Consider the following 21,598-nt stretch of genomic DNA (forward strand, 5'->3'; position numbering starts at 1 on the left):
TCGCTGCGTCCCTCAACTCCCATCGGAACACCGTCATGAGCCAACGCCTGGACTACGCCGCACAGTCGCCCGAACTCTTCAGGAAGCTCGGCACCTTCTCCCACGCCGTGCACAACAGCTCGATCGAAGCGGCCATCATCGACCTGGTCAACATCCGCGCCTCGCAGCTCAACGGCTGCGGGTTCTGCCTGGACATGCACGTGAAGGAAGCGACGATCCGTGGCGAGCGCGCACTGCGCCTGCACCATGTCGCGGCGTGGCGCGAATCGAACCTGTTCAGTGCGCGCGAACGGGCCTGCCTGGCGTGGACCGACACACTTACCCACCTCCCAGCGCAGGGGGTTGCGGACGACGTGTATGAGCGCGTGCGTAGTCAGCTGTCCGAACAGGAAATCGTCGATCTGACCTACGCGGTGATGGCGATCAATGCCTGGAACCGCGCCAACGTCGCCTTCCGTACGCAACCCGGCTCGCTGGACCAGGCCTTTGGCCTGGACAAGGCCGGTCTGGCCTGAGCGTCGATTGCACACTTTCCTGCTGGAGACCTGCCATGCGTTCTCTCTGTTCCTTGGCGCTGCTGGCCCTGCTGCCGTTGACCAGCATCGCCGCCACACCGCCGCCCACCGCGCCCGAGCCCATCGTGCGCGAGGTCATGACCCGTCCGTTGCCGGAACAGCCGGGCAAGGAAGCACTGATCCTGACGGTGCAGTACCCACCCGGCGGCGCCGATCCCGTGCACCGGCACGACGCCCACGGCTTCGTCTATGTGCTGCAGGGCCGCATCGTGATGGGCGTGGCCGGTGGCCGCGAGGTCACCCTCGGCCCGGGCGAGGCCTTCCATGAGGGCCCGGACGATCTGCATACCGTCGGCCGCAATGCCAGCCAGACCGAACCGGCGACATTCGTCGTGTTCCTGATCAAGGACATCGGCAAGCCGGCGGTACTGCCACCACGCTGACCGCCACCGGTCCGGGGCAGTACCCGCCACTCCCACAGGTCCGCCGGTGTCACAATCGGCGGACCTGTCCCGTCTCTGCTGGCATGGACGACCCCACCGCACTGTTCACCCGACTACGCCCGCGCCTGTTCGGCGTGGCCTACCGCATGCTCGGCTCCTCGCACGAGGCCGAGGACGTGGTGCAGGATGTCTGGCTGCGCTGGCATGGCGCCAACCAGCAGGACATCGAGAACGCCGAAGCCTGGCTGGTGGCCACCACCACCCGCCGCGCCATCGATGGCCTGCGCCTGGCCCGGCGCACGCGCGAGCACTATGTCGGCATGTGGCTGCCCGAGCCGCTGCTCACCGAAGACACCGGCACACCCGAGTACATGCTGGAAACGGCCAGTGATCTGTCGGTGGCCTTCCTCAACGTGCTGGAGCGGCTGGCCCCGGACGCGCGTGCCGCGTTCCTGCTGCACGATGTGTTCGACCAGGATTACGACGTGGTGGCACGCACGCTGGACAAGACCGAAGCCGCCTGCCGGCAGATCGTGCACCGCGCACGCCTGCAGCTGCGGCAGGAGCGACCGCGCTACAACGTGCCGCAGGACGTGCACCAGAAACTGATGCGGCGTTTCGCAGAGGCCATCGCCAATGGCGACTTCAGGACGATGAAAACCCTGATGGCCGAATCGGCCGTGCTGATCGGCGATGGCGGCGGCATCGTCACCAGCTTCCCGAAACCGATGGTCGGCGGCGCACGCATCGCACAGCTGCTGTACGCCCCGCACCTGCGGCGCAAGGACCAGCTGCGCATGGTGCCGAGCATGATCAATGGACGACTGGGGCTGCTGCGTTACTTCGACGACGTGCTGGAATCGGCAATGGCGTTCGATACCAACGGCGAGCAGATCGTGCAGATCCTGGTGCAGCGCAACCCGCACAAGCTGCAGGGCCTGAACCAGCCAACCTCGATCCAGTAGATCCACGCCATGCGTGGATGCAGTTGCCTTCATGCACAGCAAAGCCACGCATGGCGTGGCTCGGCGGGCTCTCCACCCTGCGTCAATCCAGTAGACCCACGCCATGCGTGGATGCGGTTGCCTTCATGCACAGCAAAGCCACGCATGGCGTGGCTCTACTGGCGGGCTCTTCACCCTGCGTCAATCCAGTAGAACCACGCCATGCGTGGATGCGGTTGCTCTCATCCACGGCAAAGCCACGCATGGCGTGGCTCTACCGGTCTCCGTGCCGCCTGACGGCTGCCCTTGTGGCTACTTCTGCTGCAGGAAGGCCAGCAGGTCCTGGTTGACCTTGTCCTTGTGGGTCTCGGTCAGACCATGCGGCGCACCCGGGTAGACGATCAGCCTGGCGCCCTTGATCAGCTTGGCCGACATCCGTCCCGCCACGTCGATCGGCACGATCTGATCGTCGTCGCCGTGGATCACCAGGGTCGGCACATCGAACTTCTGCAGGTCAGCGCGGAAGTCGGTCGCCGAGAACGCGGCGATCGAGTCGTAGGTGTTCTTCTGTCCACCCAGCATGCCCTGCGCCCACCATGCATCGACCATCGCCTGGTTGACCTTCGCGCCCGGCCGGTTGAATCCATAGAACGGACCAGACGGAATGTCCTTGTACAGCTGCGAGCGGTTCTCCAGCTGCGCCTTGCGGATGCCGTCGAACACTTCGATCGGAACGCCACCGGGGTTGTCTGCGGTCTTCAGCATGAACGGCGGCACCGAACTGATCAGCACGGCCTTCTTCACCCGTCCCGTGCCATGGCGGCCGATGTACCGCGCCACTTCGCCGCCGCCGGTGGAGAAGCCCACCAGTGTGACGTCCTTCAGGTCCAGCGTATTGATCACCGTGGCCAGATCATCGGCGTAGTGATCCATGTCGTTGCCATCCCAGGGCTGGCTGGAACGACCGTGGCCACGGCGGTCGTGTGCGACCACCCGGTAACCGTGGTCCGCCAGGAACATCATCTGCGATTCCCAGCTGTCCGAATCCAGCGGCCAGCCATGGCTGAAGGTCACCACCGGCCCGTTCTTCGGGCCCCAGTCCTTGTAGTACAGCTGCACGCCATCGGCGGTGGTGATGGTGCTGGCGGTGCGCGTGACAGCGCTGGGTGCGGACGGGTGTGCCGGCGCGGCGGCCTGGGCGGACAGGCCCGCCTGCATCGACAGGGCCAGGGCAGTTGCAGCGAGGGTGCGGGTAACGGTGTTCATGGTGGACCTCCAGCGGATGGGTGGGTTTCGACAGGGGCTACTTTGCGCCCCTGCCCGGGACCATTGGTGACATGAAGTCCAGAAAACTTGATCAGAAATCCCAGAACACCGGCACCCAGCGGAACGCCTCGCCCTCGCGGGACACGCGGCCCACCGACGGGAACGGCAGGTGCGTGGCCACCAGCATCTCGCCGGTGCCGGCCAGCGCATTGAGCAGTTCAATGCGCACCCGCGCCGCTTCCTCCGGGTCGTGCTCGAAGCCGTTATGCCAGTTCGGTTGATCGAAACCGACGGCGAACACGGCATCGCCAGCAAACGTCAGCGCCTGGCCCCCCGAGGCAACGCGCACCACGCAGTGGCCCGGCGTGTGGCCGCCGGTGCGGCGCGCGACTACGCCCGGTGCGATCTCATGCTCATCCTCGAAGGTGTGCACGAAACTGCCGTACTCGGCCCAGAAATGCGTGGCCGTTGCGCGAAGCGCGTCCGGGAATCCCTGCGGCATGTTCGTGCGGGTGAAGTCGGGCGACTTCCAGAACGCCACTTCCGACGCCGCGACGTGGATCTTCAGGTCCGGCCGCAGCTGTGCTTTCACTCCGTCCACCAGCAGGCCACCGATGTGGTCCATGTGCATGTGGGTGATCACCACGTCGGTGATCTCGCGCAGATCGATACCGGCAGCGCCGAGGCGGCGGATCAACTGGCCAGCGCGCGGCAGCTGCAGGTCCGGGTCCATGCCCAGGCCGGCATCGATCAGGATGGTGCGCTCACCGCTGTGCACCACCATCACGTTCAACGCCCAGTCGAACGCATCCTGTGGCAGGTACATCTCGTCGAACCATTCGGCGCGCTCGGACGCCTGCACGTTGTGGCCGAGCATCTGCGTCGGCAGCGGCAGCACGCCGTCGCTGACCACCAGCACATCGATATCACCGACTTTCAGGGCGTAGCGCGAGGGAACAAGCTCGTCGAGCGCGGGCGCGGCAGGGGCAATGGTGTTTTCCAGGCTGAACATGAGGCGATCTCCACGAAGGTTGGCTGGCAGGCAGTGAAGCAGGGCCGGCGGACAGTTCCGGGGTACGCCTTCGCACGGCGCAGGGCATGGCGTTGCCGGGCAGCAATGCCCTGCAGCACAGCGCCGCTGGTTCGATTGAAGACGGGATCCACGAGCTGTCGTGGCCCCGGAGCACGGCAAGGGCCGTGTGGGATCAGCGTAGGCAACGCAGGCGGTGCGCAGTAGACCCGCAGGCGGGCTCGCGGCGTTGCCTTTTGGGAAGCAGTGGGCGACGTGGTTCCCGCCCTCCGCCTGCCCCCCGGTGGGCTGCGCTCAGCCGCCCTTGCCCATCAGCCAGCGGATGGCCTGTGGGAACGAGGTCTTCCAGTCGTCCGGATAGAAATGGCCACCCTCATGGGTACGCGACCGGAGCTCGTTGCCATCGCTGAAAAGGGCGCGGAAATCCGCGCTCATCTTCTGGTTCGCCGGCCCTTCCTGCTCGCCGTTGATGACGAACACCCGCTTGCCGTGCGCGCCGCTCTGCGTGGGCACCGGCTGGCGCCAGCCACCCGGCGACACCAGCAATGCACCGGCATAGTCATCCGGATGCTGCGCCAGCAGCGCGCCGGCATGCTGCGAGCCCTGCGAGAAACCCATCAGGTACACCTGCTTGCGGTCGATGCACTGGCGCGCGGCCAGTTGCTCCAGCCCCGCCTGCACCACCTTGTGCGTGCCCTCATACGGGCCGGTCCAGCTGAAGCTGTCGAACGACTCGCGCATCTCCGTACCGTTGATGCCCAGCAACACCACACCAGCATCGGCCAGCGGCTGCTCGCTGCTGTCCAGGTGGCCATTGATGCCGTAGCCGTGCAGCCACACCAGCACCGGCGCACAGGCCGGCATCGCAACCCCCTTCGAAGGGGCCAGCACCGAGATGGCGCCCACCTTGCCGACCGATACCTTCGCGTAGCGTGCCTGCGTATTGGCCAGCACCTGCTTGAAGAACGGCGTTCCGCGCAGGTGCTCGAAGTCATCGTTGTCGGCCAGCGCGGGCGCGAACCACATGCCACGCTCATCGGCTTGGCGCAGATAGCGCTCGGCCAGCGCATCGTCACCGCGGCGTGCGAACAATGCCGCTGCGTGGTACGGCGCCTGCGCCAACGTGGGGTCTTCGCGGGTTGCAGCCAGATAGAGCGCCAGCGACTGCAGCAGCGTGGCGTCGTCTTCCTCGGCCCGCTCCATCAGGTCCTGCGCATCGTCGGCATTGATCAGGGCATTCAGCACCGGGCTGATCGACTTGAACGCGATGGTCGAGGCGCTGTCCTGTTCCTCGGCGTGTGCGGTTGGCGCGCAGACAGCGATCGCCAGGAAAACAGCAAGAGCAGACAGCTTCGGCATGGGGAATCTTCCGTGATTGCGGCAACGCGCGGGGCGCGCAGTCTAGCAACCTCCGGGCCGATCAGATCGCCCTGCGCTCAACCGTAGGCAGGATGGCTGCCGGTAAGCACGCCCATCGAAAACGCGTAGCCCGCTTCTTCCAGCAACAGCCGCATGCGCAGTTCCGCCCGGCGCGGAACGCACAGCCCGCTCGGTGCGTACAGCGCATAGACGAAGCCGGCGCCTTCCACGTGCTCGCGGCGCACCGAACAGTTGTTGGTTTCTGCGGCATCGGACCACACGGCCCGCAGCTTCTCCGGGCCGATGGATTGACCGTTGCGCAGGCGGAACGTCAGCCAGCGCACGCCCAGCGGCGGATGGTAGGTCAGGTTAGCCATTGCGCACCTTCAATACGGCGGCGGAGATGGTTCAGGACGTCCGGTTGCAGATCAGGATGCTCGTTGCGCGCGGACGCCGGCAGATCGATGCGGACAGCGCCGTTGACCAGCGCGGGGGGATCGGTGTGCAGGTCGATCCACCATCCATCGGGAAGGCGAAGCCCGCGTCCGTCCCTGTCATAGAGGTTGATCTGAAAAGACATGACGCTCGCTCCCATTGGAGTTCGAGCATACGCCTGCGCGATGTCACTCCAGACTGCGACCCGCCGACGCGATTTCCTCGACCCGCTTGGCGCACACGAAAACGAACGCCTCGTCCTGCTGCACCTTCAGGAACGAATCCAGCCAGCGTGCCGCAGCACCACGGTTGCCGATCACGCCCCCGAGTTCTTCGGTAAGGCAACGCGCGCACTCCATGCCACCCGGACTGGGGGCCTGGCAGGCGCGGCAGCGCGCCATCGTCGTCGTTCTTGCCGGACGGCACTGGTACATGATCTTCGTCATCAGGCTTACCGCACGGGCATGGGATGGCATCAGCGCTCTTCCCGAACGTTGGACAGAGGAAAGCCGCGCAACGCGCGGCCTCTTCTTCGCTTACTGCTCAGCGACGGGTGTCACGGCCCGGCTCGCTCTTCTGTTCCTGCCCGGACTTCTGCGGGCCGATCGGCTTTGCATCCTGCTGGACCTGCTGCTCCTGCTGGCGCTGCTTGCCGTCCTGCTTCCGGTCGCCGCCCATTGCGTTGCCATCAGCCTGGCCGTGCTGGGCGGCCTGCTTGATTCCGGTCGGGGCGTTGGTGCGGTCGGTCTGGCCTTGCGGCGTATTGTTGTTCATGTCTTGCTCCACCGCAGCGATCTGCTGCAGCGCCACTGTGGGCGCGGGCCGGTTACGCAGCTGCATGAAAGCCGGAGATTAATGAACGGGCACCATGAACAGCGCTGCGCGCACACAGGCTCCTGACATGCACAGGTGTACGTTGGCGTTCCAACAGGAGAAGTCTCATGGAACGCATCACCAACAAGGACTTCGTTGACGTCGAGCGCGAGCTGCAGCATTGGCAGGCCGCGTTCCAGACGGGCGATCTGCCCGCCATCAACTTCCGCCACGAGGTCGCACCGGTCATCCGCCTGGCGTGCGACATCTATGTCCGCAACCCACATGGCACGCGCACGGCGTGGCTCACCGATCTGCAGTCACGGCTTGCGCTGCGCACCAGCCTGCGTGGCCACCCGGGGTCGGCGGAAATGGCGATGGGCTGTTGGGCGCGCCTGTCCGGCCCGGCATTGGCCCCGCAGGCGGGCTGACACCGGCTGCGGGCAGATCACTCCTCGCCCGCGAGCTGGTTGCCTTCCTGCATCAGCTGATCATTCAACCGGTTCACCAGCGCGATGACCGCATCGGCCAAGGCACGCGCATCGGCGATGGAGCCATGGAAGGCAATGCGGGTGCCCTCCACCCTCACTTCCGCCAATGACAGCTGCGACGCCAACGTCGCGCAGTGCTGCAGGAAGCGGCCGGTCCACTGTTCATCGGGTGCCTGATCGAGCAGCGCAGTGATGGCTTCATCGGCAGTCGCATCGACCTGCTGGTGAAGCCGTGGCACGTCGAACCCAACGATGCGCGGCAGTCTGGACGTGCTCACGTACTTCCCCAAGGGTGTGCAGGACGGCAGTATCGCTGCACCGACCCTCCCGGGCGAATCGTCCGACGTGAACCGTTCATCCGGGCCGGCGATGTCGGGCCCTCTGTCAGCGGAGGCGTGTCGATTCCCGACCCGTCCGCGCGTCAAGAGAAGAAAGGCCGGCCAACGTGGCAGCCAACGCCGATGGACATCCTGATGACGCCGATCCTGACCGCATTCAAGCATTCCCCGGACCGTGGCCAGGGGCTGGCCCGCGACATGCGCGTGCGCTGGGCGCTGGAAGAGCTGGGAGTGGCCTACGACGTCCATCTGCTCACCTTCGAGGAGATGAAGCAGCCGGCGCACCTGGCGCGGCATCCGTTCGGTCAGATCCCCACCTATGAGGATGGCAACGTAGTGCTGTTTGAATCAGGCGCGATCCTGCTGCACCTGGCCGAGCAGCACCCCGGGTTGCTGCCCGCCGATACGGGTGCGCGCATGCGCGCGATCACCTGGATGTTCGCCGCGCTGAATACTGTGGAGCCGCCGATCGTCGAACGCTCCATGGCGTGGGTGCTGGAACGCGAGCAGCCCTGGTATGCACAGCGGTTGGTGATGCTGGACGAGCGCGTGCGCAGGCGGCTGAGCCAGCTGTCCGCCCGGCTGGGCGATGCACCATGGCTGGACGGAGACTTCAGCGCCGGCGATCTGCTGATGGTGTCGGTGCTGCTGCGGCTGCAGAGCAGCGGCATCGTCGGCGAGTATCCAGACCTTGCTGCCTACGTTGACCGCGCGACCGCGCGGCCGGCCTACCAGCGCGCCTTCGCCGCACAGCTGGCGGTGTTCCAGAACCCGTAGCTCCACCCCGCTCCCAGTAGCTCCACGCCATGCGTGGAGTTCGCCATCCATTGGTACTGCTACGCGTCAATCGGCAGCCATCCGGGTGCCACCCGATCTCCGGAAGCAACCGCCACTGGGTCAGTGGATGTCCAGCGCGACGATGCCATCCCCTTGCAGGGTGAACGCGTGTGTCAGCACCACCGGGCTGCCCGGAAACGTGCCACTGACCTCCGCAGACACGATGTGGCGACCGTCCTGCACCTGCAGCTGCAGGGGGACCACGTGTTGCTGGTAGGCCGCACGCGTCTGCGCCACCCAGGCGGCAATCGCCGTGTGTCCCTGGTGCCGCTGGCGCTCATCGCCCACCGTCGCGCCTGCGGCAAAGCACTGCTCCACGTGCGTTCCGGGCTCGCCATTGGCCAGCAGGAAATAGCGGGACAACGGCGCGGGAAGATCAATCGACATCGCAGGCACTCCAGACGGGACTGGCGCTATTCTCGAACCGCACCCTGGCCGGCACAAGAACGCACCTGAAGGTAAGTGACCCACCCCATGAGAAAGGCCTATACCCCTGAGACCGCCGCCGCGGACGTGGCCAGTGCACTCGCACTGCTGGAAGGCCGCTGGAAGCTGTTGATCCTTTTCCACCTGTTCGACGGCAAGGTGCAGCGCTATTCCGACCTGGAGCGGCTCATCCCCGGCATCTCGCAGAAGATGCTGGCGCAGCAGCTGCGTGCACTGGAAGCAGACGGCATCGTGCTGCGCACGGTGTATCCGCAGGTGCCACCGAAAGTGGAGTATCGACTGAGCGCGTGGGGGCAGGCACTTTGCCCGGCACTGGACGCGCTGCTGCTGTGGCAGGAGCAGAAACCAGCGGCAGGCGAGCCATCGGCATGACCATTTTCAGCGCAGCCACCATGCTGCTGCGAATGGTGAACACCCCGTAAAACGGCCATCGCGCGTGCCGCCACGTGCACTGCACCATCACCTACGCTCAGGTTCCGCCCCGCCCGGAACCGGATCATGCCCTTGATTGCCATCGCGCTTGCCTCAGCACTGTCCGCCCTGCCCGACATCGGCTGGGAGCGCGAGCGGGCCGAAGATGCCCACCAGCTCATGCTGTGCCAGATCCACCGCGACCAGTTGGCCGATCGCGGGGAGAAGTCGCAGACCTACCAGCAGGCCAAGGCCGTCTGTGATCTGCTCGCCCGCGAGTACAAGCAGAACTGGGATTTCGACGCCCACGATGCGCTGGCGGCGGAGGCAGTGGACTTCTTCGACCTCCTGCAGCGCGGTGAGGCCACGGCGGTGCCACCGCGCAAGTCCGATCACGCTCTCGAGTGATCGCCGCCCTGTTGAAGATCAGAGAATGACGGCAGCAAACAGGCCGACAACCCCGATCGTCGTCAGCAGGAACGAGACCACTACCGAGCCGAGCGCACGCAGCGCTGATCCTCCATTCAAGGCCACGAAGGCCCGCATGCGGGCCCACAGGTACCACGCCACCGCCAGCGCGCCGATGGCTGGCGCGGCGAACGGGCCGGCCTGCGACGGGGAAGCAGCTGCCGCCTGCGCCAGCGCGAGTGCCACCACGAAGGGGCATGCGATGAACGCCTGGATGGAGAAAGGCTCGCGCAGCGTCTCGCGGTTCACGGGCAGCCGCTGACGCCGAAGCGTGCCCAGTGCCGCACCCAGCGCGTACACGCAGAACACCGCAGAGCGGGTGAGCAGCAGCCCCTGCTCGCTGCTGAAAAGCAGCTGCCCCACCGGCGTACTGAGCCGGGGCGAGGACATGCGCATCGCCATCTCCAGCGCATGGGCGATGGCCACCGACAGGATCAGCATCAGCACCGGGCTGATCGCATCGGAGAACCGCTGGTCCGAATCCTTGCCGAGCTCGCGGCGGGTGTAGAGGGCGACCTCGCCGGGGTGAATCAGTACCCGCCAGAACATCCGCGGATAGAACACCAGCCAGCCGACCAGCTCGTAGAGGAATTCTTCCAGCGATCGCAGCAGTCGTATGAGGTCCATGACCGCCGTGGATAGCGCGCGGGGCGTGAAGCCGGGATCACGGGCGGGGCCTGCGCCTGCGATGCCAGCTGTCCGCCCCGACTTCTGGCAGTCACCCCCGGCCGATGCTTCTCGTAGCGTTCGGGCTGCCCACCTTCTGAGCCTGTGCGGGTACCGGACATGGCAACGGAACGTGCAATCAGCCGCAGCGCGGGTGCGGTGTACCTGCTGGTGGTGGTCATCGGCATCTTCAGTCTGGGCTATGTGCCGAGGCAGCTGCGCGTCGGGGCTGACCCGCAAGCAATGCTGGGCAACCTGGTGGCCCACCGGCAGCTGTTCCAATGGGGCATTGCCACCTTCCTGGTCGAGCGGGTCGCCTTCCTGCTATCCCTGAGCCTGTTACGTCTGCTGCAGCACACGCATCGCGCCACAGCGGTGGCCGCGGGGTGACATTCGCACTGGGTCTGGTACCGCGCCTAGCTGACAGGTGGCCGTCTTCAACCCGCCTTACGAATCATGCTGTCGCAGCCAAGCGGGCATTGCCTGCGCATGTTCAGCAAGTCCCAGCTGACGTCGGGTCCGAGTGATCATGCTGGCGATTTCTGCTTCGAATTCAGCGCCGTTCTGCACACTGCAGAGAAGCGCCTCGCATCGGTGCTTGAGGTTGATCGCCCACGGCGCGTCGTGCGGATCGGCAATGATCTTCTCGAACAGTTGCCTGCTCTGGTCAACCGCACCAGAAACGCCTGCCGCGACTGCCGCGTGGTAGTGGCCCCATAACGACAGGCCTGCGTTGGCTGCTATCCAGGCCTCCACATGCGAAGGCGATGCGAAACGCTCCCGCAATGCGAGCACCTCCTGCCCCGCGCGTTCGGCCAGGAACGTCGCCGCCAGTGCGAACTGCGCGTAACTGATGAATTCGTGGAAACCCTCGACCCTGTGGCCGGCATCGAATGACAGAAAGTCCTTCTCATTCCAGAGGAAGCACGCCCCAACGTTCAGATAACTTCCTTTGCTCCACGAAGACTGCTGGAATTCAACCATCCCGACCCACCACCCCTGGTCGTCCAGCCAGACTCTGGAGCGCCCTTTCTGCACACAGCCCAGGGGACGGAGATGGGTTCTGGCCGCTACGGTGATCAAGCGCGAATGTGCGGGTGCCGGCATTGGATGCATCCTTGCGTTGCGGAAGCTGCCAGGAAGCCTACGTCAGGGTGGTGCACAACGGGTGGCAAGGATGGCGGGCTCATCCTGGCATTGGTAATAATGACCGCGGACGCGGCCTATGCCGCTACATTAACCGCATGGCCTCAGCAGAAACCGGTGGGTCATTACAGTGCAGACTAACGGTTCGCGATAAACCACCGGAAGGGCTGAGCAATGCTGAGTGTGAGGCTTCAGGGAAGTGGCTGTGGACGGGGTGATATGCGCGAAACTGCCGGCAAGGCTTTCATTCGACTGGTACCCATAGCTCCAAAGCCATGGGCTCTGTTGGCAGCCTTGCTCCTGTGGGCTCTCCTCACAGCAAACGCATGGGCCGGGACGCGTGATTGCCTCGCGTCCGGCCTTGAGGTCGACACAGCCATGTCAAAGGCGACTTTGCGTGTGACAGCGCGGAGTACGCCCAAATTGAACCTGCAGGAGTGGCAAGCGTCGAAGCGCTCCCGCTCGGACGAACACGTCTACACCTTGGATATCAGCAGGAGCCTGCTTCCCGAAGGAAGAAAGTATCCGCTGATCATCAGGTTGGCGCCCTCCACTGTCGCGATCAACCTCCAGCCCTTGATCAATCCTGATGATTCGCAGTTTGAACGCCTATGTGGCGATATCGATCCAGAAACCTCACAGCTTCCAGCAAGCTCTCCAGTGACGTTGTTCGAAGGCTACGCATTCTTCAGCGATGGGCGGCCAATACCAGTTCCAACGCTGCTGGCGGATCAAGGCGTGCCACAGGCGTTCAGGAGCCAATATCAGGATTGGCTGGAGAAGGCCCAGAAGTTCTATAGGCGTGCCCTGGGACCTGAGCCGCACAGCGTGAGCTCTGTAATCTTCTTGCTTGAGCAGGGCGCCAATACCCAGCAGGGCTGCCGCTTCAGCGGAAGCTCATTGCCCGGACTGCTGCTGATTGGCCTTCGTGCGGGCTGCCTGGACACCTCAAAAGGCTTTCCAAATGACTTGTCTCACTTCATTGCCCATGAAGCATTTCATCAATGGAATCAAGATGTGCAGATGATGGAGTCACTCCCGCAGGAAAGCAGAATTATGCTGCTCGAGGGCGGGGCAGAAATGGCAGCGAGCTTGTTTCTGTCGGAGGTGACCGGGAGTAAGGAGCAAGGGATCACGCGCGACGTAGGCGCAGCTGCGGAGTCATGTATCGACCAGGCAGAGTACAAGAAGCGACCATTGAATGACCTGATCAGTGGGGGCGAGTATCAACTCGCGTACTCCTGCGGGATGGTCTACGCCTTCATCAACCTCATCCGGATAGATTCTGATCCAGCAGTCGCTCTGGGCACGTTCTGGAAAAGTACCCTGCAAGAGAACTCCTCGTCGCGTTTCAATGGAAGTACCGACTTCAATGAGGCATTCGGTGCGCGATCGCCGGTGCAGAACGCCATGATCGAACTTCTAGCCCAGAATGGCTACGCGCTTCGCGAAACGATCAGCGGCTTGAGCAAGGACCAGCAGTTCCGCATTGCCGCGGAACTGATGCGAGAGGTTTCACGCAACGACTGCCAAGGGAACTACGGCCTGTTTACCGGTGGCGGAGTGATTGTGCTTGATCCCGAAGTGAAGACCTGCAGCTCTCTGAGGCCTGGGGGAAAACCCGTGGCAGTAGATGGGTTTGATTTTAGAGAGCATGTGTTGGACGCGCGATCTGCATGGATTTCAGCTTGCCGAAATGGAGGAGCAGTGAGCATCGACTATTCCGACAGCTCCGCGAAACCGTCGATCGTGTCGTGCCAATCCCCCCCAAGATCCCTGTACACGCCGTTTCATCTTTCTCGAATCACGCCTAGGGGGCAACCATGATCGACGTACTCAACAGCGACGTATCTTCCCCGATTCAGAAGCTACATGAGCTGCAGGTCATCATCGGGATCACCGAGCGCTGCGGCAGTGAATTTTCCCGGCAATTTTTCCGCCGGCACAAAAAAGGCACTTGGGCCGCCGCCTAAGTGCCTGTTTTTTATGGTGGGCCCACCAGCAACCGAATTGTAATTACAAGTTATTGATATAAATACACATGTATTTACGTACATGTCTCACTGACTCGCTAACTGACTCGCTTTTGCGACGGCTGTCCCTGAAATCCCGTTGGCCGATTTCATGGGTTCCGGCACGGCCCGCACTGTGGCAGGGTGATCGGGGACACGTAGGCGGAGATCTAGATGGACACCTCTGAACCCGACATTTCCCTGCAGGACGAGATCAAAGCTCTCCGCCAGCAGTTGGCGGTCCTTCGTTTCGATATTTCAGGAAAGGAGTGGCTCACTGTTGACGAGGCGGCGCACTATTGCGGCGTGTCGTCCGGTCAGTTCCGGAAGAACGCTCCCGATCTCGGCCTTGTCCCTAGGAACTTCATGGGCAAGCAGCTCTATGAGAAGAATGAACTCTATCGGGCTATTCACAACGCTAGCGACTGGACCACGCGTGGGCGTGTTGGCTCCAACACTCCATCTATGGCTCCAAGGTCTGCGCGGGTGGAAGAGGCTCTTGCTCGCCTGAGGCGCTTTGACCAACGAAGAGGAAAGGGCTGATGGATCTGGCCGACAAGCTGATGACACTCGCTCAGGCGGCGGAGCTTTGTGCATGCCACCCTCGAACCCTTCGTAGGGCGATCAACGATGGCCAGCTCACCGCGATGCGTCTGGGGCAGGGCGCGAAATCGGATCGAATTCATGCCGCCGATCTAGAGGCATGGTGGCAGCGGTCGCGGTACGTGCCCCCACCCATGCCGGTCCTCCCGAAAGTCTCTTTCACCAAGCCACTCACATCATCTGCTGAGGAGCGGATTGCAGAACTACTGGCAACGAAGCGAACCAAGTCCGCTGACAGGACGGCGACTGTGCGTCGAAAAAGGAAGTAGTCCGTGAGGCGGAAATGTCCAGGGACCGGACTAGCGCGTCTGCAGGCCTTCGCGGCTAGGGCCAGATCGTCCGACGCCAGAGGTTGTTCTGGCGTCCGATCCGGTGGGAAAGCCGCGCTATACCACTCGCGAGCTATATGTCAGTGGGAGCCCAAGAATGACGAGTCGTGGAACACGGCTTCGATGTTGTTCCCATCCGTGTCTAGCACGAAGGCCGCGTAGTAGCCGGAATAGTACTGTGACCTGTATCCAGGCGGGCCGTTATCGCGAGCGCCGGCTGCCATCGCGGCCGCGTAGAAAGCATCCACCGCTGCTTTGCTCTGCGCCCGGAATGCGAGGTGCACAGCGCCAGCGGCTTTCGGTCCTGCGCTGATCCACAGCATGGGTGCGTCCTTCCCATAAGCGACCGTTGTGAGCTTGTCGGTCTCCGAGGTAAAGAGCTTTGCGTAGCCGAGCGCGTTCAGTGCCTCATCGTAGAAATGCACTGCCGCTCGATAGTCGGACATGGTTACGGAGATATGATCGATCACGTTGTCAGCCTAAAGTAACGTTGATGTGGAGTAGTCGCCTAGATCTGGCCGAGTAGCCGAATCGCAGCAATTCATTAGTCGCGCGCATTGGCAGACATGTGCGTCAGTGCGTATGGAGACACCCCCTCCCGCACCGCGTTCTGCGTGGCAAACGAGGTGAGAAGCAGCACAAGACCCACTAGGGCAGGCACGGAATCCTTCAACTTCCCCGCGCCTATATGGGCGATTGCTGCGAGCCCCAGGTGGTAGAGGACTCCCGCATAGGCGAGATCGCTGAGCGGAACGCTAAAGCGCCAGAGAATCACCATCGGTGCCGCCACTTTGATGACCACCATGAGCGGGACAAGGTAAGGCGCCGCGTAACCGAGCCGCGCCTGGGCCTCACGCACAAAGACCGGCTTCACCAAGTACAAGGCCGCCGATGAGAAGTAGAGGGCGCTCAGTAGCGCGGTACTAGTCCAATAGATGATTGAGGTTGACATAGGTCACGTCGGATCGCTGGGGTATGCTCAGCATCCGAGACAACATCAGTCATCGCAAGTAGGATGAATTCGTCATGCCTAGTATTAAAAACAATACCAATGCAGATGAAGTGAACATGCACGAGGAAATGCGCCGCGCCTTCGCCCTTCTCTCTGGCAAATGGAAGCTGGAAATAATGTGGCATCTTAATCAGCGCGTGTATCGGTTTGGCGAGCTTAGAAAGGCGATCCCAGGCGTCACGCAGCACATGCTAACCGCTCAGCTTCGGGAGCTGGAAGACGACGGGTTAGTAACCCGCACAGTCTTCGCGGAGATACCGCCCCGTGTGGAATACGCAATGACGGACAAGGCTCGCGGACTAGGTCCAACGATGGAGGCGTTGATGGCATGGTGGGCTGAGTATGGGAAAAGCATCCCCCCAAGGCCGACGGGGAGAGGCCGCAGGCCAAACGGCCAATCTGCCACCTAGCCGCCTCGATATGACGCACATGATCTATTTCTCCGCCGATCAAGATGACGCGACCTCCCTGAAGATCTATCGCGGCATGACCTCTCAACAGTGGAAAACTCGTCAAGGCATTGCGCGAAAAGGCACGGAACGCGAGGCACAGTTCCATGCGGGAGATACGGAAATCTCTGCGGGATCCACTGACGTCTACGTCACAAGCTGCATTCGGAATGCTCTGACCTTCACGGCGATTGACTCCTCCCGCTACAAGCAGAGCTGGTTGAGTTTCACCAGCGACAGGACCGTTGCTACGTTCTTCGCGCTGAATGAACTAGACGAGTCCGACTCAGACGGCGGAGTGGTTATCGAGACGACCTTGGCAGCGCTTCGTGAACTTGGGATCGCTTACGCTCAGAACGACCTCCGAGTCCTGTGGGAGCAAGAGATCAGTGTCGACCTCTTCGATCATCCATTCTTCCCGGAATCTGCCATTGCCCAAGTGCACCACGTCCCTTACACGGAGCTTTGGCGCGCGGCGGTAGCGCTCCAAAGTCGCTGGGGAGGAACCGGGGCCTACACACGGCACACTTACACCATCTAAGTGGCCGGGGATGCACTCTTCCGCGTGCATGGGCCGTTCGTCCGACACCGAAGATCGTTCTGGCGCCCTCCAATCAGGTGGAAAAGCCACGCGGTGCCACTTGGGAGCCGGGTTGCCGTCCCCTCGACTGCACCCTGCCCGTCCTAAGCCAAGCCTTCATCGGTTCTTTTACCCTAGGGTTGGTCACCGCTGGCGGCCGACGTGGCTCCAGCGCTTCCTTGACTCGCTCCAGCTCCCTCGTTCCGGCCTCGGCCAAGCGGCGGGCCTGCTGCAGCTGCTCAGGTGTCGGCGGCAGGCCTGGCATCGGCGGCGGCGGCGTCGGCGTGCTGTCCAACAGCCTGGCTACCGCTTCCCGCAGCTTCAGCTCGGGGTAGAGCCTGGCCGCGCACCACCGCTCGGCGTAGCGCTTGCCTTGCGCGCTGCTGGCCGCCCTTACGTCCTTGGTATCCCACATCTTCCGGGCATCCAGGTGCACACGCACCCCGCGCTCCTTAGCCGGCGAGACCTGGGCGATCTGCCGGCCGCTCCACCACAGCACCCAGATATCCCTCAGCTGGACCCAGCCAGAGGGTGGTGGTGCTGAGCGGAAGCCTTGGCAGCCGTGCCACGGAAGCATGGCCGGAAGGATACGGCCGACGGTCTCAGATCCTGCGAACACGGCGAGCATTTGACTGAACTGGTACAGGACACACTTCAACTTGGGCGCCAAATCGATGCAATACGAACTTCCTTCGATTGACTGAATTCTGACGAAAGAGCACGATCCCTCATCTCCTCGCCAGCACAGAGTTGTGCTACCCAAAGAGACGACAATGCCGGCAATCACCCATGAATCAGCGCGTTCACTTTTTATAGAAATGTTCTTTGGTGATACGCCACTTTCCAGCGGTACCGGGTTCGTCGTGGCGACTCAGAAGGGTCCATATTTGTTGACGAATCGGCACAACGTCACCGGCCGGCATCAGGAGACAGGGGAACCATTGAGTCGCACCGGCGGCATACCAGACGCTATCGTTATCTCGCACAACGAACGCGGACACCTAGGAAGATTCGTCAAGAGAAAGCAACCGCTACTACGCGACGAGGCTCCACTCTGGGTTGAACATCCGGTGCTGAAGGCTAGAGCCGACTTTGTAGCCCTGCCGCTCACTGAATTGCAGGACACTGATCTCCACCCCTACTCAGTGCCAGAACGGCCGTCCAAAGTTCTACTTGGACCTTCAGATATCCTGAGTGTCATAGGATTTCCGTTCGGCCTAAAGGCGAGCGGCGGGCTTGGGGTATGGTCAACAGGCTTTGTGGCTTCGGAGCCTGAGATCGACTACAACGATCTACCCGTTCTCCTAATTGATTGCAGAAGTCGGCAAGGCCAATCTGGTTCGCCAGTCGTTCTTTATAGGAACGGCGGACCACTCGCATTGAAGGACGGCTCAACGGCAATTCAAGCTGGACCATTCTCTGAGTTGATAGGCATTTACAGCGGCCGAATCCACAAGGATTCAGATCTGGGAATGGTCTGGAAAGCGAAGGCAATCCGTGAGCTAATCAGCTTCATCGATAATCCGGCGAATTGGATAACAGCAGACCAAGCACAATTCACGTTTTCGAGCATCACAACAGGCGGGACATTGAACTGGTAGTTTGACTCACTGCCTTGGAGGCTTGGAGCATGTGCGGCCGATTCGTCCAGCTCCCCGGACGTGATGCTCAGATCACGCCGAGGTCCTTCACGACGGCTTGGCTCTTCTGTAGGAACGCCACCAGCAGCCGCCCGCCAGCCACTTGCCGCCCCATCCGCTCGTTGAGGTAGCCGGCCTGCAACCGCGCATGGGCCATCAGATCCACCTGCACCAGGCTCGGAGTCGCGAAGCGCTCGCGCTGCTCACAGATCGAATCGGGAAGCCCAATCGAGAGCCTCAGTATCTCAGCCGGAAGACGACACGGTTCCGGAACAGGTGCTGGAGACCCACCGAACCTAGCCAGAAAAGCACCAAGCCTCCAACTAGCCCGATCCACCAAGTCAGGACTGCACCCGGCCAGAGGCCGAAGGCGATAGAGCAGACCGGAACCACTGTAGCTGCCCAACCAGGGATGCCGTACTCAATGCGAGCCTTACACCCTCGGCAGACTATCGCACCGCGTGGGACTCGCCCCATGCACATCGGGCAGGCCATCTGATCGTCCATGTTCTCCGCTCCATTGTTTTAGACGTCTGGAGCGATATCGGCCTACAGGACGGAAACTTGTGCCCCCCCCCCGATCACAGCCACCTACTACTGGCCTTGGCTAGCGAAGGTATGGCAGGGCTAAAGTGCGAACGCATCCGAAGTCCATGCGAACGCATCCCCCAAGCATGACGAACGCATTGGAAGTCAGTCGAGCAGTTGCTCGAGGCGGCTGCCACACATAGAGCGCGTTCGCCCTAACGTCACGGGTGACGTCACCGTGACGTAACGGTCTAGGAGGGTTCGAGAACCGTTCTTAAGCGGTTCCGTATGCGCAATCGCCCTTAGGTCTTACGACGCCGGCGAGCCCGCAGGCCGGCTCGGTTAGTGTCTCGCCATTTGAGGATTTCACCGGCAACCCATGTAGCCGGTCGCATCGACACCCTGATAGGGAAGTCTGGACGGCACGCGACCGATTCCAGAACAGTTCTAGGCGTCAGCCCGAGGAGTTCCCCCACGGCGCTCGCATTTATCGCCCTGAGTTCAAATGGCACTAGGCTGTCGTTCTCGTTCATGACCGCGCCCTTGGATGAGGTGGCGCCTCTCAGCCTAGCTCAGGATTTTGCCCCTGTCGCACGCCCAAAAAGTAGGACTCGAACACCCTTGTGCTGCATCGATCTTGGAGCCCCTGGCGTGAAGGCAAGCCCAGATTCTTCTACGCCCGGCGCACGATGCGCAATGCTGTGAAGGACGGGATGCTGAGCCAAGAGGAGCGGTTCGGCCTACACAGCCTGAAGCATCGAGGAGTCACCGACACCAAGGGCGACAAGAAGGAAGCCAGTGGCCACAAGACGGAAGCGATGGATGTACCTCTATGACCATTCACTCCCGATAGTTGATGAGTCGGGCAGCGAAGAGAAGCAGCAAGTGCCGAGGCCTAACCCACGCGATCCGCAAGCAGTTCAACCGTAAGCGGCATCATCAAGCGAGGAGTCGAGCAAGTCCTTTACCTGCAATACGATAGTCTGAATCTTACTTCCCCTCTGGACCTGCTGAATCACGTCATTCCGACTGATGCTGGCACCAAGCAGGTAGTCGGCAGCTTCGCGTGTCTCACGCATAGCACGAAGCGCCAGCACTAGCTGGTTGCGGCTGTGCGCCATAGACGAAAGCTTCGGATGGATACCGGAAGTGTGCCATTCCTGAATCCGCCGCAGCATTTCCCTATGTCCAATCGTCGTTGCCCCTCGCTCACCTCGATCAGAGACGGGAAGCTGCTCCACAAATGGAAGAAGGGCGTGATACGCCCCATAGTATGCGCGGCTGGCAGCTGACCTCAAAGTGGTCTCATCAGCTTCCGGTCCACAATTTGCTTTCGCATATTGCTGCAAATCCATTGCATTAATTGGCATGCGACTCCCTCAGCTGCATACCAATCGCAGCAAAGCCGACGTCTTCAAAGTCCATCAACTCTGGGCTCCGATCCGCCATGAAACCGTAAAGATCCCATTCCGATTCGGCGGCTTGCTCCGGTGTCTGGTCGACGTAAAGATTTACGAGCAAGCCAAAGTTGCCGTCGTCACGGGGAGTCGCGATTGTGCGCACAGCCTTTAGATCTGTATTTCGAGACCTAAAGAACTGGATTGCGTCACCAACTCGGTCAGCAACCCAGGCGTCATCCACCCCTACCCGCGCCAGGGTTTCGGCGTTGGTTTCCATTGCGTCGAGCACAGCAGAGCGCGGCAATCGATCATCGCCACCTTCCTTCGAAGAGGCGAAGTTGAGGTCGCCCACGTTCCCGGCGTCGATCTCATAGCCGGCCTCCAGCAACTGCTTGCGAATCATGGTCGATTCAGCCGCCCATCCAGAGTAGCCCAAGACTTTTGCCACCACCTCACGTGCTTGCAGAGGGAGCTCAGACAGAACTACGAACTCTCGATACACCTCGCCCAGCCGCGACGAGTAGCCAGCAGAAGCCAGAAGCATCATGTAACGGAAGAGACGCTCCACTGAATTGCCCGTCGCTCTGAAAACTCCGCGATAGAGGCGATCAGCTTCTTCGACATCGCCTTCAATGCACGCAAGCATCGCTCTTAGCTCCACGGATCCAAGCGAATCAGCGTTTGCCAGTTTTTTGGCTTCTGCGTGCAACTGTCGCAGCTCGAACTCACTCGGCGCAACGCTAATAGCACTTACGATCCGCTGCCTAAGCGTCTCGAACTTTGTGGCCGGCGCAGCCTGAGTCACACCGCTACTCCCTTCCTGTTTTGAGGAGCCATTCACTGCCAGCCCTAGCCTGGGCTCGGCTCAGCGAGCCGCCTATTATAGCCAAGATGTGCTCAGCACCGTGAAGCATCTCCAAAGACGCTTTCCGCGAACTCTTGCATGTGCTTCGCGGAGCCGCAAGTGCCCAAGTGGCCTAAACGACCCGAAGAAATCTCACAAAAGGTGAGACGAAGCGGCATGAGGTGACCTAGGAGCAGCGGTGATTTCCGGAGCCATTTCCGGATCAGTTATCCTAATGACCGTAAGCCATTGATTCGCATGGCGCGCCCGACAGGAATCGAACCTGTAACCGCCGGCTCAGAAGGCCGGTGCTCAATCCAGCCATCGGACGGCTGGCGAGCCCATACCTAGGACGGACCCTCCAAGCCCGCTTAGTCGCGCTGCGGCTGCTGGTAGGCTACCCCTAAATGCCAAGGACCTGGCCCATGCGTAGACTGCGGCTCACCGCCCTACCCTTCCTCGTCGTGCTTGGGGGCTGCTCCAGGCAGTCGGACACATGGACCGCCTTCGTCTATCCGCCCGGGAAGTCCTTGGCCGCTGAAGACGCCTCCAAGGCGATCTACGGCCACTACGAGTCCTTCGAGCAGTGCCA

Annotated in this window: 33 protein-coding genes and 1 tRNA gene; 16 read left to right on the plus strand and 18 right to left on the minus strand. The window is 62.0% G+C overall.

What is annotated here, in order from left to right; genetic code table 11:
* The first annotated feature begins 35 nt into the window (after nucleotides 1-35).
* The 3 genes from AC3WTC_RS11610 to AC3WTC_RS11620 all read left to right on the plus strand — a co-directional run bounded on the left by AC3WTC_RS11610 (nucleotide 36) and on the right by AC3WTC_RS11620 (nucleotide 1,923).
* Nucleotides 36-515, plus strand: coding sequence for a carboxymuconolactone decarboxylase family protein (locus AC3WTC_RS11610; protein WP_025879025.1), 480 nt, complete (start codon nucleotides 36-38; stop codon nucleotides 513-515).
* A gap of 35 nt (nucleotides 516-550) precedes the next feature.
* A complete protein-coding gene (locus AC3WTC_RS11615; protein ID WP_049466772.1) occupies nucleotides 551-958 on the plus strand; it encodes a cupin domain-containing protein in 408 nt (135 codons plus the stop codon).
* A gap of 83 nt (nucleotides 959-1,041) precedes the next feature.
* Nucleotides 1,042-1,923: an RNA polymerase sigma-70 factor gene (locus AC3WTC_RS11620; protein ID WP_025879027.1), complete on the plus strand. Its 882-nt coding sequence runs from the start codon at nucleotides 1,042-1,044 to the stop codon at nucleotides 1,921-1,923.
* A gap of 291 nt (nucleotides 1,924-2,214) precedes the next feature.
* On the opposite strand, the gene AC3WTC_RS11625 is transcribed toward AC3WTC_RS11620, so the two are convergent.
* The 7 genes from AC3WTC_RS11625 to AC3WTC_RS11655 all read right to left on the minus strand — a co-directional run bounded on the left by AC3WTC_RS11625 (nucleotide 2,215) and on the right by AC3WTC_RS11655 (nucleotide 6,766).
* Nucleotides 2,215-3,168: an alpha/beta fold hydrolase gene (locus AC3WTC_RS11625; RefSeq protein WP_032976695.1), complete on the minus strand. Its 954-nt coding sequence runs from the start codon at nucleotides 3,166-3,168 to the stop codon at nucleotides 2,215-2,217.
* 91 nt (nucleotides 3,169-3,259) lie between these two features.
* Entirely contained in the window at nucleotides 3,260-4,180 is a 921-nt protein-coding gene (locus tag AC3WTC_RS11630; RefSeq protein WP_105164699.1) for an MBL fold metallo-hydrolase, read from the minus strand.
* Between the two features lie 312 nt (nucleotides 4,181-4,492).
* Entirely contained in the window at nucleotides 4,493-5,557 is a 1,065-nt protein-coding gene (locus AC3WTC_RS11635) for a hypothetical protein (RefSeq protein WP_492711454.1), read from the minus strand.
* A gap of 77 nt (nucleotides 5,558-5,634) precedes the next feature.
* On the minus strand, nucleotides 5,635-5,934 hold the full coding sequence (locus AC3WTC_RS11640; protein WP_025879032.1) for a hypothetical protein: 300 nt from the start codon (nucleotides 5,932-5,934) through the stop codon (nucleotides 5,635-5,637).
* Complete coding sequence (locus tag AC3WTC_RS11645) at nucleotides 5,922-6,137, minus strand: hypothetical protein (RefSeq protein WP_025879033.1); 216 nt, start codon at nucleotides 6,135-6,137, stop codon at nucleotides 5,922-5,924. The genes AC3WTC_RS11640 and AC3WTC_RS11645 overlap by 13 nt, the downstream gene beginning before the upstream one ends.
* A 43-nt stretch (nucleotides 6,138-6,180) precedes the next feature.
* The gene (locus tag AC3WTC_RS11650; RefSeq protein WP_223483464.1) at nucleotides 6,181-6,438 is read right to left on the minus strand and encodes a hypothetical protein; all 258 of its coding nucleotides are present in this window, start codon (nucleotides 6,436-6,438) and stop codon (nucleotides 6,181-6,183) included.
* A 97-nt stretch (nucleotides 6,439-6,535) separates the two neighbouring features.
* Complete coding sequence (locus AC3WTC_RS11655; protein WP_248151202.1) at nucleotides 6,536-6,766, minus strand: hypothetical protein; 231 nt, start codon at nucleotides 6,764-6,766, stop codon at nucleotides 6,536-6,538.
* A gap of 167 nt (nucleotides 6,767-6,933) precedes the next feature.
* Between AC3WTC_RS11655 and AC3WTC_RS11660 the strand changes: the two genes are divergently transcribed.
* A complete protein-coding gene (locus AC3WTC_RS11660; RefSeq protein ID WP_025879036.1) occupies nucleotides 6,934-7,236 on the plus strand; it encodes a hypothetical protein in 303 nt (100 codons plus the stop codon).
* A 17-nt stretch (nucleotides 7,237-7,253) separates the two neighbouring features.
* Here the strand turns inward: AC3WTC_RS11660 and AC3WTC_RS11665 are convergent, their stop codons facing one another.
* Nucleotides 7,254-7,574 (minus strand): hypothetical protein, encoded by a 321-nt coding sequence (locus AC3WTC_RS11665; RefSeq protein WP_080149919.1) that lies wholly within the window; start codon nucleotides 7,572-7,574, stop codon nucleotides 7,254-7,256.
* A 195-nt stretch (nucleotides 7,575-7,769) separates the two neighbouring features.
* Here AC3WTC_RS11665 and AC3WTC_RS11670 point away from each other — a divergent pair, with 195 nt between their 5' ends.
* On the plus strand, nucleotides 7,770-8,411 hold the full coding sequence (locus AC3WTC_RS11670) for a glutathione S-transferase family protein (protein ID WP_492711455.1): 642 nt from the start codon (nucleotides 7,770-7,772) through the stop codon (nucleotides 8,409-8,411).
* Between the two features lie 120 nt (nucleotides 8,412-8,531).
* Here AC3WTC_RS11670 and AC3WTC_RS11675 read toward each other — a convergent pair whose 3' ends face one another.
* Nucleotides 8,532-8,858, minus strand: coding sequence for a polyketide cyclase (locus tag AC3WTC_RS11675; protein ID WP_088101453.1), 327 nt, complete (start codon nucleotides 8,856-8,858; stop codon nucleotides 8,532-8,534).
* Nucleotides 8,859-8,945: 87 nt separating this feature from the next.
* Between AC3WTC_RS11675 and AC3WTC_RS11680 the strand changes: the two genes are divergently transcribed.
* The gene (locus tag AC3WTC_RS11680) at nucleotides 8,946-9,290 is read left to right on the plus strand and encodes a winged helix-turn-helix transcriptional regulator (protein ID WP_025879040.1); all 345 of its coding nucleotides are present in this window, start codon (nucleotides 8,946-8,948) and stop codon (nucleotides 9,288-9,290) included.
* Nucleotides 9,291-9,416: 126 nt separating this feature from the next.
* The gene (locus AC3WTC_RS11685; protein ID WP_025879041.1) at nucleotides 9,417-9,737 is read left to right on the plus strand and encodes a hypothetical protein; all 321 of its coding nucleotides are present in this window, start codon (nucleotides 9,417-9,419) and stop codon (nucleotides 9,735-9,737) included.
* Between the two features lie 18 nt (nucleotides 9,738-9,755).
* On the opposite strand, the gene AC3WTC_RS11690 is transcribed toward AC3WTC_RS11685, so the two are convergent.
* Nucleotides 9,756-10,424 (minus strand): hypothetical protein, encoded by a 669-nt coding sequence (locus AC3WTC_RS11690; protein ID WP_492711457.1) that lies wholly within the window; start codon nucleotides 10,422-10,424, stop codon nucleotides 9,756-9,758.
* A gap of 159 nt (nucleotides 10,425-10,583) precedes the next feature.
* On the opposite strand from AC3WTC_RS11690, the gene AC3WTC_RS11695 reads away from it, so the two are divergent.
* Nucleotides 10,584-10,853: a DUF4386 family protein gene (locus tag AC3WTC_RS11695; RefSeq protein ID WP_263929871.1), complete on the plus strand. Its 270-nt coding sequence runs from the start codon at nucleotides 10,584-10,586 to the stop codon at nucleotides 10,851-10,853.
* 57 nt (nucleotides 10,854-10,910) lie between these two features.
* Here the strand turns inward: AC3WTC_RS11695 and AC3WTC_RS11700 are convergent, their stop codons facing one another.
* The gene (locus tag AC3WTC_RS11700) at nucleotides 10,911-11,447 is read right to left on the minus strand and encodes a hypothetical protein (protein WP_431601758.1); all 537 of its coding nucleotides are present in this window, start codon (nucleotides 11,445-11,447) and stop codon (nucleotides 10,911-10,913) included.
* Nucleotides 11,448-12,032: 585 nt separating this feature from the next.
* Here AC3WTC_RS11700 and AC3WTC_RS11705 point away from each other — a divergent pair.
* The 4 genes from AC3WTC_RS11705 to AC3WTC_RS11720 all read left to right on the plus strand — a co-directional run bounded on the left by AC3WTC_RS11705 (nucleotide 12,033) and on the right by AC3WTC_RS11720 (nucleotide 14,493).
* Nucleotides 12,033-13,436: a hypothetical protein gene (locus AC3WTC_RS11705; RefSeq protein ID WP_492711459.1), complete on the plus strand. Its 1,404-nt coding sequence runs from the start codon at nucleotides 12,033-12,035 to the stop codon at nucleotides 13,434-13,436.
* Nucleotides 13,433-13,582 (plus strand): hypothetical protein, encoded by a 150-nt coding sequence (locus AC3WTC_RS11710; protein WP_154881118.1) that lies wholly within the window; start codon nucleotides 13,433-13,435, stop codon nucleotides 13,580-13,582. Before AC3WTC_RS11705 ends, AC3WTC_RS11710 begins: the two co-directional genes overlap by 4 nt.
* A 213-nt stretch (nucleotides 13,583-13,795) precedes the next feature.
* Entirely contained in the window at nucleotides 13,796-14,164 is a 369-nt protein-coding gene (locus AC3WTC_RS11715) for a hypothetical protein (protein WP_180165453.1), read from the plus strand.
* A 20-nt stretch (nucleotides 14,165-14,184) separates the two neighbouring features.
* Entirely contained in the window at nucleotides 14,185-14,493 is a 309-nt protein-coding gene (locus AC3WTC_RS11720; RefSeq protein WP_080277666.1) for a helix-turn-helix domain-containing protein, read from the plus strand.
* 140 nt (nucleotides 14,494-14,633) lie between these two features.
* Here the strand turns inward: AC3WTC_RS11720 and AC3WTC_RS11725 are convergent, their stop codons facing one another.
* Both AC3WTC_RS11725 and AC3WTC_RS11730 read right to left on the minus strand, forming a co-directional pair.
* Nucleotides 14,634-15,023, minus strand: a complete 390-nt coding sequence (locus tag AC3WTC_RS11725) for a VOC family protein (RefSeq protein WP_033832304.1) — start codon at nucleotides 15,021-15,023, stop codon at nucleotides 14,634-14,636.
* A gap of 74 nt (nucleotides 15,024-15,097) precedes the next feature.
* Complete coding sequence (locus AC3WTC_RS11730) at nucleotides 15,098-15,505, minus strand: DoxX family protein (RefSeq protein WP_033832305.1); 408 nt, start codon at nucleotides 15,503-15,505, stop codon at nucleotides 15,098-15,100.
* A 128-nt stretch (nucleotides 15,506-15,633) separates the two neighbouring features.
* Between AC3WTC_RS11730 and AC3WTC_RS11735 the strand changes: the two genes are divergently transcribed.
* Together AC3WTC_RS11735 and AC3WTC_RS11740 are read left to right on the plus strand one after the other, a co-directional pair.
* Nucleotides 15,634-15,975, plus strand: coding sequence for a winged helix-turn-helix transcriptional regulator (locus AC3WTC_RS11735; RefSeq protein ID WP_257216103.1), 342 nt, complete (start codon nucleotides 15,634-15,636; stop codon nucleotides 15,973-15,975).
* 19 nt (nucleotides 15,976-15,994) lie between these two features.
* Entirely contained in the window at nucleotides 15,995-16,555 is a 561-nt protein-coding gene (locus AC3WTC_RS11740) for a hypothetical protein (protein ID WP_152543234.1), read from the plus strand.
* A 73-nt stretch (nucleotides 16,556-16,628) separates the two neighbouring features.
* Here AC3WTC_RS11740 and AC3WTC_RS11745 read toward each other — a convergent pair whose 3' ends face one another.
* On the minus strand, nucleotides 16,629-17,171 hold the full coding sequence (locus AC3WTC_RS11745) for a hypothetical protein (RefSeq protein ID WP_492711472.1): 543 nt from the start codon (nucleotides 17,169-17,171) through the stop codon (nucleotides 16,629-16,631).
* Nucleotides 17,172-17,367: 196 nt separating this feature from the next.
* On the opposite strand from AC3WTC_RS11745, the gene AC3WTC_RS11750 reads away from it, so the two are divergent.
* On the plus strand, nucleotides 17,368-18,195 hold the full coding sequence (locus AC3WTC_RS11750; RefSeq protein ID WP_492711461.1) for a S1 family peptidase: 828 nt from the start codon (nucleotides 17,368-17,370) through the stop codon (nucleotides 18,193-18,195).
* A gap of 67 nt (nucleotides 18,196-18,262) precedes the next feature.
* Here AC3WTC_RS11750 and AC3WTC_RS11755 read toward each other — a convergent pair whose 3' ends face one another.
* Nucleotides 18,263-18,391, minus strand: a complete 129-nt coding sequence (locus tag AC3WTC_RS11755; protein WP_492711463.1) for a hypothetical protein — start codon at nucleotides 18,389-18,391, stop codon at nucleotides 18,263-18,265.
* A 994-nt stretch (nucleotides 18,392-19,385) separates the two neighbouring features.
* Between AC3WTC_RS11755 and AC3WTC_RS11760 the strand changes: the two genes are divergently transcribed.
* Nucleotides 19,386-19,598 carry a hypothetical protein gene (locus AC3WTC_RS11760; protein WP_492711465.1) on the plus strand — a complete coding sequence of 71 codons (213 nt, stop codon included), beginning with the start codon at nucleotides 19,386-19,388 and terminating at the stop codon, nucleotides 19,596-19,598.
* 84 nt (nucleotides 19,599-19,682) lie between these two features.
* On the opposite strand, the gene AC3WTC_RS11765 is transcribed toward AC3WTC_RS11760, so the two are convergent.
* From AC3WTC_RS11765 to AC3WTC_RS11775, 3 genes are all read right to left on the minus strand, one after another.
* Nucleotides 19,683-20,132, minus strand: coding sequence for a hypothetical protein (locus tag AC3WTC_RS11765; protein ID WP_492711466.1), 450 nt, complete (start codon nucleotides 20,130-20,132; stop codon nucleotides 19,683-19,685).
* Complete coding sequence (locus tag AC3WTC_RS11770) at nucleotides 20,122-20,967, minus strand: hypothetical protein (protein WP_492711468.1); 846 nt, start codon at nucleotides 20,965-20,967, stop codon at nucleotides 20,122-20,124. Before AC3WTC_RS11770 ends, AC3WTC_RS11765 begins: the two co-directional genes overlap by 11 nt.
* A 298-nt stretch (nucleotides 20,968-21,265) precedes the next feature.
* Nucleotides 21,266-21,339 (minus strand) — tRNA-Arg (locus AC3WTC_RS11775).
* Nucleotides 21,340-21,598: the final 259 nt, after the last annotated feature.

Source organism: Stenotrophomonas sp. FW305-C-20-S1 (assembly GCF_058783335.1).